Origin of the sequence: Sedimentisphaera salicampi (genome assembly GCF_002117005.1) — a bacterium.
In the GTDB taxonomy this organism is placed as follows: Bacteria; Planctomycetota; Phycisphaerae; order Sedimentisphaerales; family Sedimentisphaeraceae; genus Sedimentisphaera; species Sedimentisphaera salicampi.
In genome coordinates this window covers 1,185,859-1,200,529 of sequence record NZ_CP021023.1, presented here as the reverse complement: position 1 = coordinate 1,200,529, position 14,671 = coordinate 1,185,859, and the positions used below count along the sequence as shown (strand labels likewise).

The following is a 14,671-nucleotide window of genomic DNA, read 5'->3' as shown; positions in this document are numbered from 1 at the left end:
GACTGAATATTCCTGCTTTTTTGGGCGATTCGAGATGAGCGTATTATCCGGCTTTTAGGAAACTGCCCGATTCGGCTATCCTTCTCCAGCCTGCAGCACCTGCAAAAACAGCCGTGCTCAGAAGCACAATGCACGCACCGGAGGGCAGGTCGAACCAGTATGAAACTAAAAATCCCAAAACGGTTGAAAGCATACCAAATCCGCTTGCTGCTATTATTACGGTTTTGTGTTTGCTGCAAACCTGATACGCAGCAGCAGCGGGGTTTGTGATGAGGCTGAAAACCATAAGCCCGCCCACGATTTGCAGGTTCACGGAAATCGTAATCCCGCAGAGGGCGAGGAATATGCAGTAAACAAGGCGTTCGTGGATGCCTGTGGCCGCTGCGATCGAGCGGCTGAAAAGCAGAACCTTCATTTCTTTGCCGAAAAGAAACGCAAATATCACAATCAGCACGGCTGCTGCGCATATAGCTGCAACGGAATCTTTCTGTACGAAAAGCAGGCTCCCCCAGAGAAGCCCCAGCATCTCTGAACGGCTGTTTTCCATAAGCCCTACTCCGAGAAACGTGAGACCGAGAAGGAATGAGAAGAGTATCGCAAGGCCCACGTTGGTATCGAGCCTGGACCGCTCCGGCGGAATTGCTGCCATGGAAGTTGATGCAAGCAGGGAAAACGCAATCGCCCCTATAGCAGGACTGATTTGGAAGATTAGGGCAAAGATTGTGCCTGCCATGGCTGCGTGCGAGATGCACGTTCCTATAAACGGCATACGCATACCAACGATATACACCCCGAGAAAGCCCGTGCTCGCTCCTGCAACCGCTCCTGCAAATATCACCAAATAGAAGAATGAATCCAAAATCAGTCCTCCGCCTTGAAGCCTGGAATCTCGAAGAATCCTTCAGTTTGGGAGTTTGAGAGCCTCAGCCTGCGGCCGTAAACCTTCTCGAACTCCTCTGATGCGAGCACCTTCTCAGAAGAGCCCTGCTCTGCAAGAGCCCCATCTCTTATCAGAATTGTTTTATCGCTGTCCTGAGGGATTGCTGAGATCTCGTGAGACACCATAACCACGGTAATCCCAAGCTCCTTCTGCAGATCTTTCACGAGCCTTGAGATTTCTTTTTTCCAATAGAAATCCAGATTAGCAGAGGGCTCATCGAGTATCAAAAGAGAGGGGTTCTGGGTGAGAGCTCTTGCTATAAGCACCTTCTGCTTCTCGCCGCCCGAAAGGCTGCTGAAAGGCTGGTTTTTTAGTTCTTTGATATGCAGTTTTTCTAACCATTCATCCACGCAGGCAGCGTCTTCGCTGGTGAGCCTTTCAAATAGCCGTCTGGCGCTCACTCTGCCCATCGCCGCCACCTCGCCTGCCGTGAAGGGAAGCTCTGAATTGTATTCAGCGGACTGAGGTATATAGCCGATTTGTTTTTGGAGATTTGTTTTTCTCCACCAGCCGAGTTTGTAAATTGATCTGTCATTGAAGATAATTTCGCCGGATGTCGGCCTTTTAAGCCCCGCAGCGGCCTTGAGAAGGGTGGTTTTGCCTGCTCCGTTAGCCCCGATAATGTTCACATACTCCCCGGGAAAGATGCTGAGATTTATATCTTTGATAATCTCGCGTCCCGAAGCTCTTATGCTGAGATTGCGGATTTTCAGCCCAGCCCCCAAAACTACTTCCCGGCCTCCGTAATAGAGCGAATATTATTCTCAACCATTGCAAAGTATGAGAGCCCGCCTGCATCAGGCGAGGGGAAATTGCTGAAAACTGCCGTTCTTGCCCCCACTCTCTCTGCTATTGCCTCGGCAAGCTTTGTGCCTTCCTGTCTGTTTGCAATTACAAAATCGATCTGCCTGCCTTCTGCTGATTTGAGACATTCGTTAATCTGAGCCGGAGTTACTGTATCGCGGCCTGAAAATGATGCGATAACATCCAGCCCGAGCCATTTGCAGAAGGCTTCCTGATGCTCAGAGCATATTACCCTTTTGCCTTGAAGCCCTGCCTCTTTGAAGCTGTTAAGTGTATCAGCGGAGAACTTCTCGATTTGCTCTGAAATCTTTGTTTTCCGCAGTTTATACATTTCTGCTGTTTCCGGGCTGTCTTCTGCAAGCAGCCTGCAGAGCTGGGATATTATGTTTTCGTAAGTCTTCGGCAGGCACATACCGCCCTGAGCTTTAAGTTTCTTGAGCTTGAGCCCTCTTTGGGAAATCCTTTGAACAGAATCCTCTATATTCCCCTGAAAATCAAAGAGGAAAAGGATTCTGCAGTTGAAAAGCTCTTTCACCTGCGAAGGTGAGATATCGAAATGCCCGGGACACATACCCGGCGGGACGAGATTAACTATTCCCTCAGGTTCTCCAGTAATATGCGAGAGAGCCGAAGATAGATATGAATTCGCTGAGGCGTATTTTGCTGCGCGCTTTTCCTTCTGCTGCTCTTTGCTGCCGCAGCCGGAAAGCAGAGCGGAAAGTATCGCCGCCGCAGCAAGCAATACGGCAGTTAACCTAATCTTTGAATGTGCCGATATGGTCATACGGCTTGCCTCTTAGTTTCATTCGAACTATCACACCTTTTCTCTCTTTGCTGTCGTACCATACTCGCCTCGGCACTGGGCCGTTTTTTTCCTTTATCATCTGCCACTGATCAAACTCCGGCCCCTGACTGTAGAGCACCCACGTAACAGGGGATACATTCGGGTTTGTGTATTTTATGTCGCTCTCTGGTCTGCTTCTCGGATTTTCAGCAGGGAATCCCTTCGGCACGTAAAGGTAAGATTTCTTCAAATCTTCCATATACCGGCCGTTCTGATATAGCTCCCCAACTGCTCTGTATTTGTATGTATTTCCTTTGTTGTACGGGTCTTCTATCCCCGCGGACATCCCGCTCTTCTCTTCCGGCGGAGATAAATATCCCCCTTCCACCAGTTCGGGAGGGAGCTGGTGGTCGTGCCAGCGAACGGAGCAGTCCTCTCTGGTTGGAGGGTGTTTGCCGCCGTTATCTTCGGTGTACATCTCAATGCAGATTCCAATCTGCCTGAGCTCAGCATTCACCCTCGCAACTGAAGCCTTCTCGCGAACAAGAGAAAGAGCCGGAAGCAATATCGATATCAGAAGGGCGATAATCGATATCACCACCAGAAGCTCTATCATTGTAAAAGCTTTTGAAGGCTTTTTATTTATCATTTCATCTTCTTTTGATTTAACTGCTTAATCTTCAAAGAGTCTAATAAAGCCCCGAAGCTGTTTCGAGCCAGTGCAGGCTCAGCTCTGCAAAATCTTCTATATCAACGATAAAATCGCCGTTGATATCTGCTGGCTTATTGCCTCTGTTCGTATCTAAGCTGCCTAAAACCTCGCTGCTGCCGTGGTGGTCTAGGACGACCAGCCTGTAGCCTTTTGTAGAATCTGGGGGGTATCCCGGGGCTTCCTGATCGAACACTCCCACGATATCGATCTGCCCCTCAGGGCAGGAGTAGTTTTCGAAGCCTTTTCCGAGCCCCAGCTTTACTGGAAGAGTAAGGCCGTTTCCGTTTGAGGCGGTAAGCTCAGCCCCTGGTGCCCAGTTTTCCGGATTTGTGATTTCCACATCTTCCAGCTTAACCAGCCTCGACTGATAATATTCCCCGCCTGTATTGCGTGTTTCGTCGAAAAGATCTGTATTATCGGGATTCTTCACGTCGCTGAGCTGAATCTCCTCAGGCTGAGGCAGGCCGGCAGCCGGCTCCAAGAGCTCTACCGTGAAATCGAACGCCTCGCTGATCTCGTGGTTTTCGTTTATATTGAGCTTGCCCGCATAGAAGAGGTAGGTTCCGGTTACGCGCACCCTGTCTCCCGGGCGGAAGATATGGCCTGTCTGCGGGTCCCTGTTCAGCCTTGCTAATTCATCGAGCCACTGCTGATTTTTGTAGTTCTCATCGCCAGGGCCGTTGCCGTAGTTCTGCCCCATCCAGCAGGCCGTACCCGCATGGTCTGAGCCTTCTCCCTGAACGTATATCTGCCACTGACCGCCCATAAACCATGGCTGCTCTGTGGAATTAGGGTCTGGGGTTAAATACTCTTCAGGGCTGTTCAGCAGAATCCCCTCCACCGAAACCGTCAGAGGCCCGGAATCATCAAAAGAGCTCGTTCCGTCTGAGTGAACTGCCTGAAGCTGCTCGTGAGTTACAAGCTGAGGTGAGGTGCCTGCTGCAAAAATTGCCGAGCAGGTGAGAAGTGAAACACAAATTAGCGTTGACTTGAGCATAAGTTTCTCCCAAAAAATATTATTTTCTTTTGACAAAGCGCATAAAAAATTCAAAATCGTAGCAACAGATACTCTAAACTATAAAATTTCATATTCAAGAAAAAACTAAAGGAAAAAATAATGGCTTCTAATACTAAGGTTACCGATCTCCTTCAAGACGGAAAATATCAGCCGATTCTCGAAGGCGTTCCACAAACATACGGCATGCGCTCGGGCAGGGTTCGCCTGGAGGGGGGAGAAAGCTGCGGGGAGCACTCCACTAAAGCCCATGAAGAAACGCTCGTTTTCCTTGAAGGCTGTGGGCATGCCCTTATCGGCGAGGATAAAAAGCCTTATGAAGTGGGAGAAGGGAAAGTTTGTTATATACCGCCTCATACGCTTCACGATATAAAAAACACCGGCGAAAAACCGCTTGTTTATATATTCTGCGTTGCCCCTGTTGAGCAGGGATGAGAGGGTAAAATGGATATTGAGAGGATAGGCGTTTCTATAGAAGAGTCGCTTTTGAATGAGTTTGACAGCTTAATAAAGGCTTCCGGAGCGAAGAACAGGTCTGAAGCGGTACGGGATTTAATAAGGCAGAAACTCGCAGAAGAAAAGCTCACCAAGCCCGATAAAAGAGCTGTTGGCTGCATAACCCTGATCTACGACCACCACAAATCAGCCCTCGCCCAGAAACTTACCGACCTCCAGCACCATCACATAATGGAAGTGATCGCTTCTACACACGTGCACCTGAGCCATTCAAGCTGTATGGAAGTGATTATAACAAAGGGGGAAGCGGAAAACATCAAGCTGCTTTCAGAACAGCTCGCCGCTCAGAAGGGCGTTAAGCTCAGTAAATTCACTTTGATGCCTGAAGAAGATGCAGTTTAGCGGTTACAGTATGATAATCCGCTTTTTTTTGTTTTTACCACTAAGCTAACGAGGTTCTTGAAGGGTTTCTGTATGGCAGAATCTGCTCGTCCGCACATCGGGTTTTCTTCGCGTGTGCGACAATATTTTTTGGCAAAGCTTTTTAAAACCGAATCTATCCGCTTGCTCCGTCCGCCTTCGGCGGACTCCACGCACGGCTCTGATTGTCGTTAGTATTACGCAGCGACTTCACGAAACTAATATTTAAACCGAGCCACGCATGAAGACCCGCCGCAGGCGGAGAGCCTGTCCGCCGAAGGCGGAAAATAAGTGGACAGCAGACGTTCATCACAGACAAGACTCAGCGATACGGAGTTACACAGATTTTCTTCTGCCACTAATCTCCACTAATTTTTCACTATTGATTTTGCAACGAGCAACTCTGCCATCCGCCGCAGGCGGACTTGCAGCTCGCCACAGGCCACAATCTACGAATCTATCCGCTTGTTCCGCTCCGCCTTCGGCGGACTGGCTCAGTAAATAGACAGCAATAAATTCTGCAAAGCATTGCAGGATGATGATTTGCATTTTACCTATAAAAATTTACGCACACTTCTTCGCTTTTTTGAAAAAAGGTTGTAATTTAGGTTGTTTACGAATAGAATCACTTCAAAATGTTCATTTAATTCGGACAGGAGGCTATATGCTTGCCAGACTGAACAGCCTTACACTATCGGGGATTGAAGGGCATATCTGCGAGGTGGAGGTGCACATAAGCGGAGATGATACACGCCTTCTTATTGTAGGGCTTCCGGATGCAGCTATCAAGGAGAGCTGTGAGAGGGTTAGAAGCGCTTTAATCAACAGCGGTTTCAAGTATCCTTTCGAGCAGATTACAGTTAATCTTGCTCCGGCAGACCTCAAGAAGGAAGGCCCTGCATTTGATCTTTCAATTGGAGTTGGGATTCTCAGCGCAAGCGGGGCTGTGCAGCTTGAAGGGCTGAAAAATGAGATAATGGTAGGCGAACTGGCCCTCGACGGGAGAGTCCGGCCGGTAAACGGCGTTTTGAGCATGGCAATGAGCGCAAAGGCCGCCGGCTTTGAGAGGATGATAGTGCCGATAGAGAATGCCCCTGAAGCAGCGGTAGTGCAGGGGATAGATATCTTCGGCGTAGGCTCGCTGACAGAGGCAGTGGGTTTTCTTTCGGGGAATCTGCCAATAGAGCCCACCTATACAGATATCGACAAGCTCTTTGAGATAAAACGCAAATACGATATAGATTTCGAAGATGTGAAGGGGCAGGAAACGGTTAAGCGTGCCCTTACAATAGCCGCTGCAGGCGGGCATAATGTTATGATGATGGGGCCTCCGGGTTCTGGGAAAACTATGCTGAGCAAACGCGTTGCGAGCATCCTCCCGGAGCTTTCGCTGGAGGAATCGCTCGAAACCACGAGGATATATTCCTCTGTCGGGCTTCTCGAGAGGGAGCAGGCCCTGATTGCAACGAGGCCTTTCCGCAGTCCGCACCATTCTGCAAGCGCACCTGCCCTTATCGGCGGGTCTGCCCATCCAAGGCCGGGCGAGCTGAGCCTCGCTCATCACGGAATCCTGTTTCTCGATGAGTTTCCAGAATTCTCTCGAAATGTGCTTGAAACGATTCGCCAGCCTCTGGAGGACAGTCAGGTTACGATAGCCCGAGCGCAGGCCACGGTTACATTTCCTGCAGATTTTATGCTTATAGCCTCTGCCAATCCGTGCCCCTGCGGCTACTACGGCTCCACGCAGAAGGAATGCCGCTGCACACCCGCCCAGATTGAGAAGTATCTCTCCAAGCTCTCCGGGCCTCTTCTGGACAGGATCGATATACAGATTGAAGTGCCGGCGGTGGATTATCGAGCCCTGCGTAATAAAGCCAAGGGGCAGAGCTCCGCAAGTATGAGAGGTCAGGTTAATCAGGCGAGGAACGTGCAGAGAAATCGCTTCAAGGGTGATTCCAGGCGGGTTAATGCAGGGATGTCTCACAGGGAGATTGAAGTTTTCTGCGAGCTTGAGCCGAAATCCGAACTTATGCTCAAAAGCGCTATGAACGATCTCTCGCTAAGCGCAAGGGCTCACGATAAGATCTGCAAGCTTGCCAGAACTATCGCAGACCTTGCCGGAAGCGAGGCGATAAGGCCCGAACATATCGGGGAGGCGGTGAGCTACAGAAGGCTCGATAAGATGTTCTGATTCGTGAAAATACCCCCATTTTTCCGCGATGAAATCCGTTATATAAAAAATTTTAAAAAAATTATTTTTTTCCTTTGACATCCCCCCTGAGAAATGCTAATATAACAGTCGATTTGATAGTTCATTAACAGTGCTATAAAGTTTGGGTTTACGCAGTGATGCGTATAATTCTTTTTTCCAATATAAAATAAAGTTTTAGCAGTTGAGACAGTATTATATTTCTAGTATTTTTATCTTATTTTTGAATTGTCTCGACGAAGGCTGGTTTCTTCTGAATCCAGCCTTTTTTCTTGCGCAAAGTTGGTGAAATAATTGAAAGTTCCTTTTGAAACAGAGCCTGATCTAAACCTTGAATCCTTTTTCAGCGAAAGCGGAAGTATAGCCCGCCTGCTGCCCGGCTATGAGCAGCGTCCCGGGCAGAAGGAGATGGCTCTCAAGATTGAGCAGTGCTTCGAGCAGGGAAGGCATACGGTTGTTGAAGCGGGTACAGGCACGGGCAAGAGCCTCGCATATATCGTGCCGGCGGTGAAGTATGCGGTGAAAAACGGGGTGAAGGTGGTTATCAGTACATACACCATAAACCTCCAGGAACAGCTCATAAATCAGGACATACCGTTTACAGCAAGGGCAGTGGATTTTGAATTCAAGGCAGGCATTGCGAAGGGTAGAAACAACTATATCTGCAAGCGAAGGCTTCAGTTTGCCCTTGAAAACAAGAAAACACTTTTTGATGCCCCTCCCGGCGAGCTTGCAGAGCTGAAGGAGTGGGCAGAGAACACGAAAGACGGCTCGCTCAGCACAATCCCCTTTAATCCGTCCCCATCTGTTTGGGATGCGGTAAAAAGTGAACACGGCAACTGCCGAGGCAGGAAATGCCCGCACCGCAAAGACTGCTTCTACTCAAATGCAAGGAAAGAGCTGGATCAGTGCGAGCTGATTGTTTTGAATCATTCTCTGCTGCTCAGCGATCTTATGCTCAGAAGCAGAGGAGCAAATATTCTTCCTGCTTACGAGGCGGCAGTGATAGACGAGGCGCACAACCTTCAGAAAGCAGCGGAAGATCACTTCGGAATCAACATATCAAACAACGCCGTAGATTTCACTCTCCGCGGCCTGTATGACAGCAAGAAACGCAAAGGGCTTCTGGCGAAATTCGAGGATGAACAGCTCAAAACGAAACTCAATAATGCGAGAAAGGCCTGCGATGTTTTCTTTAAGCAGGTGGAATCTTACTACGAACATACCTGCCGGGAAAACAACGGCAAATGCGGCCGTGAAGATTTAACCGACAACCTCTCAGGCGAGCTCAAAGAGCTGAGGCTCTCTCTTTCGAATCTGAGAGCCGGATTCAGCGAGGAGGAAAAGAAATCCGACTCGGCCGAGGAGCTCAGAAGAGCCGTTGAAAGGCTCAGCGGATTTGAGAGCGATGTAAGCTCATTTGTCCAGCAGCCAAAGGCCTCTGAAGATGAAAATCGCCATGTTTACTGGATTGAAAAGGGCGGAAAGAAGCAGTTTCCAAGATACAACCTCAGAAGCGCCCCGATAAACGCAGGCAAAGACCTCAAGGAGTGTTTGTTTGATAAATTCGAGTCTGTAGCTCTTACCAGCGCAACGCTAAGCTGTTCATCCGGGAAGAAGGGATTTTCGTTTTTCGCAGGCAACGTGGGGCTTGAAGAATACGATTCGCTTATGCTCGGGAGCTTCTTCGACTACAAGAAAAACGTGAAGGTAGTAGCGGAGGCAGACCTGCCCGAACCCTCAAGCCCTGATTTTCTATCCTCAGCGGCCCAGGTCCTTAAAGGCTGGATAGCAGACGCCGGCGGCGGAACGCTCATACTCTTCACCAGCTACTATATGCTGAAAAATTTTGCCGAAGAGCTTGAATACTGGGCATTCGAAAACGGGAAAGAAATCTTTATGCAGCAAAAGGGGATCTCTCGCACGAGGCTTGTGGAAAGATTCAAAAACAGCGACAGCGGGATACTCCTCGGCACTGAAAGCTTCTGGCAGGGGGTTGACCTGCCCGGCGATGCTCTGAAGTGCGTTGCGATAATGCGGCTTCCATTTGCCGTGCCCAACCATCCTCTCACGCAGGGAAAAATCGAACAGATCAAAGCAAACGGCGAGAATCCGTTTATAAGCTTTCAGCTCCCCTCAGCGATCATACGCTTCAAACAGGGCTTCGGAAGGCTGATACGAAGAAAGACCGATTCGGGAACTGTTGTGATATTAGACAGCAGAGTGATGAAGAAATTCTACGGCAGAAAATTCCTCGAAGTGCTTCCCGAATGCAGTATGTTCGCAAAATCACAGGGCGAGCTCCACCCGCTGAATATCAATAAGACAAACGAGCATTAACCCCGAAAAACATTTAATCATCACCGGCTCTTTCGGGCAAAACAAAAACATAAATGCTGAAAAACAGCATAAACACAATTTGGGACACTGCTTAAAAACTCAACACAGTGAATTTAACCCCGATTTCTCACATAGCGTTCAAAATCGTGAAAAATAAAAATTTTTTCTTTGATTCTGCTTTGTAATCGGGGTTAAAGTTTTATTATTTCCAGTTCTCAGCGAAGACAGACAAATCCAGCATATCTATTGAGCTGTCGGTGTTAAAATCGCATCTCGTTTTTCTCTCGCTGCTTGAGCTTGCGAGCCATTCTGAGCTGAACAGCGATAAATCTGCAAGACTTATCTCCAGATCGCTGTCTATATCGCAAACTGATTTATCCCAATTGCTGTGTACATTCGAGAAGATTACGTCTGTGAGCTTGCTGTCATCGTGAGCTGTTGCGCAGAGGCCAACCTTGAACCCGCCGGCGATATCGATAGTTTTCGAGCCTACAACCCGCCAGTCTGAACCATCGGAGGAGTACCAGCCGGTTAATACATTCCCATCTTTCTCTATCCGAAGCCAGCCTGTGGAGCTGGCGGAAGCATCCTTTACGCTGTCGCTCTCGCCGGCCTGCTGCTCTCGATACTGGAAGCTCGCTCCCTGCCCGGCAGTGCATGCCATCATAGCGTGTTTGGAATCGCTGGTCAGGCCCTGCCTCACCATCACGCCTGCCTTCGCCCAGTCGCTCGTATTTACCATACTTTCAACCTTGGCGGTGATGAATCCGTCTCCCTCGGCATCAAAGGATGCGTAATGGAAGTTGTCTGAGCTGCCCCATATATCATCTCCGCCCCCGCAAACGGTGTAAATGCCTTCTGAATAATAGCATACCCCGCTCTCTGCCGGCGAGCCTATATCGCGATTATCCCATCCCAGAGGCAGGCTGTTGTTTGCCTGATTTGGCCTTGTAGGCTGGTTGCGGTAGATAAGGCCTGTGGATGTGAGCTCGCCGTCTTCTACAAACGTGCCGAATCCGCCGTTAGGCTCGAAATACGAATACCTTTCAATGTAGCCGAGTTTTTCGAGGTAGGGCAGTGCAAGCTGCAGGAATCCATCCTGAATCGGCCTCTCTCTGAATTTGTTGGCGTTGAATTCAGTTATCCATATCGGCTTTTTATAAAGCTTATGCACGCGGTTTAGGTAATGCTTGAACCTGCGGAAAACATTTGCGGGATCTGGATTTGTGTTTACCGAAGGATTGCTGCCCCAGTCGTACCAGTGTACGCCGATAAAATCCATCCTGATATCCTGCTGCTCTGCCAAATCGGCAAAGTAAGGCAGCCAAGTAAAAACAGCATTCTCCCTGCACGCGGGAGACCCGAGCCTCAGTCCTGCCATCTGGAGGTTGCTGAAATACTGAATTGATACGGTCTGGTCGCACATATTGTACCACTGCCCGGATTGACCTTCGCAGTTGTCAACCTCGTTGAAGCCGAGAAGGTGGGTTACGTAAGGCTTAGAAGCGTAATAGTCAATATCAGACATCTCATCCGCCCCGTTTTTCCCCCAGCTCATCGGAACGAATTCATACTCTGGCGAGGAGCTGCTCCCAGAGCCCCAGTTGTAGAACCACTGCTGGTTTACTGGTGAATCACGCCCTGTGCATACACCTTTTTTCCCGAGGTAATTCACTTCCAGCACACGCACAAAAGAAACATCCCCCGCAAGCTCTGCGGGCAGATTAACAATCAGGTCTGTGGCGTAGGCCGTATAGCATCGGCTTCCGCCGGTTCCGTCCTCGTTTACGCCAAGCACTGCCTGATGCCCCTTCTTCAGGAGTATTGAGGCTGCTTGATTATCCATACCTGCGGGTATATCTGACCCGCTGTAAATGTCAAATGTGTCGATTTCGCAGGAGTCGCCGTAAAGCCCTGGCTCTGAGTATATCTTGAGAGCCAGCCCTGAACCATTGTTGGTTAGCTTATGCAGAACGTAGCCGAGAAGCTGCCCGGTCGAGCCGTCGTGGTCGCTAAAATTAATGCGTATTGTTTCGCTCTCATTTCTACACCGCCATATTCCGCCGAGCAAGTCAGCGGTTGCTCCGGTACTGCCGTTGAGAAATGTGCTGTCGAGCTGTCCGCTGCTGTCTTCATCTACTGGTAATATCAGCTCCTGTCCGCACCAGCTCCATGAAGGCCCTGTTATCGCCTGAAGCCTGTAGGTTTCTCCGGGCTCTAATTCGCTGAGGGCAATTTCGATGAATCCGTTCCAGCCGGATTTAATCCCGGTAGAAACAAAATTCAACCCATTCGGATCGGAAGGATCTGAAAGGCTCGCTGTGTATTTGGTTGCGTTTTCGAAATCTCCCCCGCCTGATGTGATATTTCCCGTATCGGTGGAGAAGCTGATTCCAGCTATTGTTACTGGATTAGCGGAATTTCCGCAGTTTACTGCGGCAGTAAGCTCTCCGGTGGTCTGGATTTGGTTGGGAATGATCAAATCGTTGGATTTGAAAAAGGTGGAGGCTTGCAGGGCATTTGCTGAGATGCCGGCTGCTAAAGTGATAAGGATACACATAACTTTGCGAAAACTGAACATTGCAATCATAAAAAGCTCCCAAATTGCTTTAATTAACCTCTTGTAACGGCTTTACCCTTATATGAGTGAATATGTTACTTTGTGAAAAAAAATTTCAGAAAAGCGGGTCTATGTCGAAAAAAAGTTTAGAGCTAAGCCTGCTGAGCTCTGAAAATCTGGCTTTGCTCAAAAAGCTCATCATAACAGCGGGGTTTGCTGCGTTAAGCAGTATGTTTACCCTGAATTCTCGGCCGATTCTGCCTATTGGGGGCTCGAAAGGGCCTTTGAGCCTTATGTCGAGCTGAGCAGTTTTGATAAGCGAGCTGAGCGTCTCGCAGGCCTTTGCGGCATCTTCCTCCGCTCTTGTCTTTTTTTCGTTTCGAATCTGCACGAGGGCCTGTTTTCTGAAAGGAGGCAGACCGAGCATATCCCTCATAGGGGTCTGATTTTTGTAAAAGCCTTCGTAATCGTGCATTTTTGCGAATTTCACTGCCGGGCTGTCCGGTGCAGTGGTTTGGATGATTACCTTCCCGGGCTTGCTGCCTCTTCCTGTTCTGCCTGCTACCTGACTTATAAGCTGGAAGGTTTTCTCGGCGGAGCGGAAATCCGATGAGTTTGCCGAAGTGTCTGCGTTTACAATACCCACAAGCGTAACGTTTGGAAAGTGCAGCCCCTTGGCTAACATCTGTGTGCCTGCGAGGATGTCGTACTCGTGTTTGGAAAATGCCTCAATAAGTTCTCTGTAGTCTTTGCCTTTCATAGAATCGGTATCTATTCTTGCAATTTTGGCTTTTGGGAATTTTTCATTCAGCTCCATCTCAAGCTTTTGCGAGCCCGAGCCGCGCATTGTCAGCTGCCTGCCGCAAACAGGGCAGTTCTTCGGTACGAGTGTTCTGCTGCCGCAGTAATGACATAATGCAAGACCGCTGGTGTTGTAGAGTTTTTCAGAGCTGTTCTCATTGAGCATATCTGACAGGTGAAATTTCAGGCTTGCATCGCAGTTTCTGCAGTGGATTGTGTGTGCGCATTCAGGGCAGTATATGAAATTGCTGTATCCCCTGCGGTTTAAGAGCAGAATTGCCTGCTCGCCCGAGGACAGGGAATTTTCAATATCCTCTTTGAGCTTCTCGCCAATCATAAACTCAGACATAAAAGCTCGCCTGCCGGACATATCAACTTCCTGCATCTGCGGCATAGGCCTTTTCTCAACCCTCTCCGGGAGTTTGAGAAGTTTGAAATGCTTTTTGGCTTTGCAGTTGAAGTACGATTCAAACGAGGGCGTAGCAGAGCCGAGTATGCAGGCTGCATTTTCTATCTGTGCCCGCTTTATCGCAGTATCACGTGCATTGTACCGCGGGGCGGTGTCCTGCTTGTACGAAGATTCGTGCTCCTCGTCAACTATAATCACTCCGAGCTTATCACAGGGCGCAAAAACAGCAGACCTCGCCCCGATAACAACATCCGCTTTGCCAAGCTTTATCTTGTGCCACTGACTTGCCCTCTGAGCCTCGGTGAGCCCTGAATGCAGGACAGCGAGCCGCTTGAACCTCTTCTTGAATCTCAGAATAGTCTGGCTTGTTAGGGCGATTTCAGGCAGGAGGATAATTCCCTTCTTGCCCTTTTCCGCTGCTTTTGCAAGAGCCCTGATGTAAACCTCAGTTTTCCCGCTGCCTGTTACTCCGTGAAGCACAAACACTCCGAAGGCAGATTGATCAATCTTTTGATTGATCTGACCGATCGATTCTTCCTGCGAGCTGTTGAGCGTGATATCCGGCTCTTCCACAGCAGCCAGCTCGTGAGAGCCTTTCAAAACTGCCTTCCTCTCGCATACCGCTGCCCCTGCATCTAAGAGCTTTTTCAGAGTTTGCGAGGTTGTTTCTGCCTCCTTTATCAGCTCTGAACTTTCTATTCCGCCGCCGGAAATAAAGGCGTTGTTAATTGTCAAAATCGTTACTAAACGTTTCTGCTTAGACCCTTCTTTCAGTTTTTTTTGGATTTCTTCGGCTTCGTGAATATTATCGCAGTTTAGCTTTATAAAGCGTTTTTGAACGAAGCCCAGCCCCTTCTTAACACCTGCCGGCAGCATTGCTGAGAGCACCTGCCCCAAAGGGCACACGTAGTATAAGCTAAGCCACTGTGCGAGTTCTATAAGCGGGTGAGCAAGCAGGGGGGAGCTGTCGATTATTTTGCTGAGCCTTTTTAGCCCCTTCGTGTTTGAAGTTTTTTCTGTGCTGATGCAGAAGCCTGTGAGTTTTTTATTGCCTTTTCCGAAGGGGGCACTTACTCGCTGACCGGGCTGAATTGCCCCAAGCTCCTCAGGAACGATATAGCTGAAGGAGCGGTCGAGATTGTGATCAAACACTACCTCAGCGGCAAGCGCTTCTTGCCGGCTCTGCTCTGAGAAATCAAAAAGTGTGTTGTTCTCGGACAT

General features: G+C 49.1%; 11 protein-coding genes. 4 read left to right on the top strand and 7 right to left on the bottom strand.

What is annotated here, in order from left to right; genetic code table 11:
• Positions 1-43: 43 nt before the first annotated feature.
• From STSP1_RS04455 to STSP1_RS04435, 5 genes are read right to left on the bottom strand one after another with little or no spacing between them, the layout of a single operon-like run.
• Entirely contained in the window at positions 44-859 is an 816-nt protein-coding gene (locus tag STSP1_RS04455; protein WP_161491604.1) for a metal ABC transporter permease, read from the bottom strand.
• Positions 860-861: 2 nt separating this feature from the next.
• Positions 862-1,665, bottom strand: coding sequence for a metal ABC transporter ATP-binding protein (locus STSP1_RS04450; RefSeq protein ID WP_085755196.1), 804 nt, complete (start codon positions 1,663-1,665; stop codon positions 862-864).
• Between the two features lie 2 nt (positions 1,666-1,667).
• Positions 1,668-2,528, bottom strand: coding sequence for a metal ABC transporter substrate-binding protein (locus STSP1_RS04445; RefSeq protein ID WP_085755195.1), 861 nt, complete (start codon positions 2,526-2,528; stop codon positions 1,668-1,670).
• Positions 2,500-3,177, bottom strand: coding sequence for a type II secretion system protein (locus STSP1_RS04440; RefSeq protein ID WP_085755194.1), 678 nt, complete (start codon positions 3,175-3,177; stop codon positions 2,500-2,502). Before STSP1_RS04440 ends, STSP1_RS04445 begins: the two co-directional genes overlap by 29 nt.
• Before the next feature lie 40 nt (positions 3,178-3,217).
• Positions 3,218-4,237, bottom strand: coding sequence for a hypothetical protein (locus tag STSP1_RS04435; RefSeq protein WP_085755193.1), 1,020 nt, complete (start codon positions 4,235-4,237; stop codon positions 3,218-3,220).
• Positions 4,238-4,357: 120 nt separating this feature from the next.
• On the opposite strand from STSP1_RS04435, the gene STSP1_RS04430 reads away from it, so the two are divergent.
• The 4 genes from STSP1_RS04430 to STSP1_RS04410 all read left to right on the top strand — a co-directional run bounded on the left by STSP1_RS04430 (position 4,358) and on the right by STSP1_RS04410 (position 9,680).
• Positions 4,358-4,690, top strand: a complete 333-nt coding sequence (locus STSP1_RS04430) for a cupin domain-containing protein (RefSeq protein ID WP_085755192.1) — start codon at positions 4,358-4,360, stop codon at positions 4,688-4,690.
• A gap of 9 nt (positions 4,691-4,699) precedes the next feature.
• Positions 4,700-5,113, top strand: a complete 414-nt coding sequence (gene nikR / locus STSP1_RS04425) for a nickel-responsive transcriptional regulator NikR (RefSeq protein ID WP_085755191.1) — start codon at positions 4,700-4,702, stop codon at positions 5,111-5,113.
• 682 nt (positions 5,114-5,795) lie between these two features.
• On the top strand, positions 5,796-7,322 hold the full coding sequence (locus STSP1_RS04415) for a YifB family Mg chelatase-like AAA ATPase (RefSeq protein WP_085755189.1): 1,527 nt from the start codon (positions 5,796-5,798) through the stop codon (positions 7,320-7,322).
• A 312-nt stretch (positions 7,323-7,634) separates the two neighbouring features.
• On the top strand, positions 7,635-9,680 hold the full coding sequence (locus STSP1_RS04410; RefSeq protein WP_085755188.1) for an ATP-dependent DNA helicase: 2,046 nt from the start codon (positions 7,635-7,637) through the stop codon (positions 9,678-9,680).
• 202 nt (positions 9,681-9,882) lie between these two features.
• Here the strand turns inward: STSP1_RS04410 and STSP1_RS04405 are convergent, their stop codons facing one another.
• Positions 9,883-12,270: a glycosyl hydrolase gene (locus STSP1_RS04405; protein ID WP_085755187.1), complete on the bottom strand. Its 2,388-nt coding sequence runs from the start codon at positions 12,268-12,270 to the stop codon at positions 9,883-9,885.
• Between the two features lie 85 nt (positions 12,271-12,355).
• The gene (gene priA / locus STSP1_RS04400) at positions 12,356-14,671 is read right to left on the bottom strand and encodes a replication restart helicase PriA (RefSeq protein ID WP_085755186.1); all 2,316 of its coding nucleotides are present in this window, start codon (positions 14,669-14,671) and stop codon (positions 12,356-12,358) included.

Excerpts from the sequence above, each read along its gene's own strand:
- STSP1_RS04445 (WP_085755195.1), bottom strand. The coding sequence starts at position 2,528 with ATGACCATATCGGCACATTCAAAGATTAGGTTAACTGCCGTATTGCTT.
- STSP1_RS04440 (WP_085755194.1), bottom strand. The coding sequence starts at position 3,177 with ATGATAAATAAAAAGCCTTCAAAAGCTTTTACAATGATAGAGCTTCTG.
- STSP1_RS04435 (WP_085755193.1), bottom strand. The coding sequence starts at position 4,237 with ATGCTCAAGTCAACGCTAATTTGTGTTTCACTTCTCACCTGCTCGGCA.
- STSP1_RS04430 (WP_085755192.1), top strand. The coding sequence starts at position 4,358 with ATGGCTTCTAATACTAAGGTTACCGATCTCCTTCAAGACGGAAAATAT.
- nikR (WP_085755191.1), top strand. The coding sequence starts at position 4,700 with ATGGATATTGAGAGGATAGGCGTTTCTATAGAAGAGTCGCTTTTGAAT.
- STSP1_RS04415 (WP_085755189.1), top strand. The coding sequence starts at position 5,796 with ATGCTTGCCAGACTGAACAGCCTTACACTATCGGGGATTGAAGGGCAT.
- STSP1_RS04405 (WP_085755187.1), bottom strand. The coding sequence starts at position 12,270 with ATGATTGCAATGTTCAGTTTTCGCAAAGTTATGTGTATCCTTATCACT.
- priA (WP_085755186.1), bottom strand. The coding sequence starts at position 14,671 with ATGTCCGAGAACAACACACTTTTTGATTTCTCAGAGCAGAGCCGGCAA.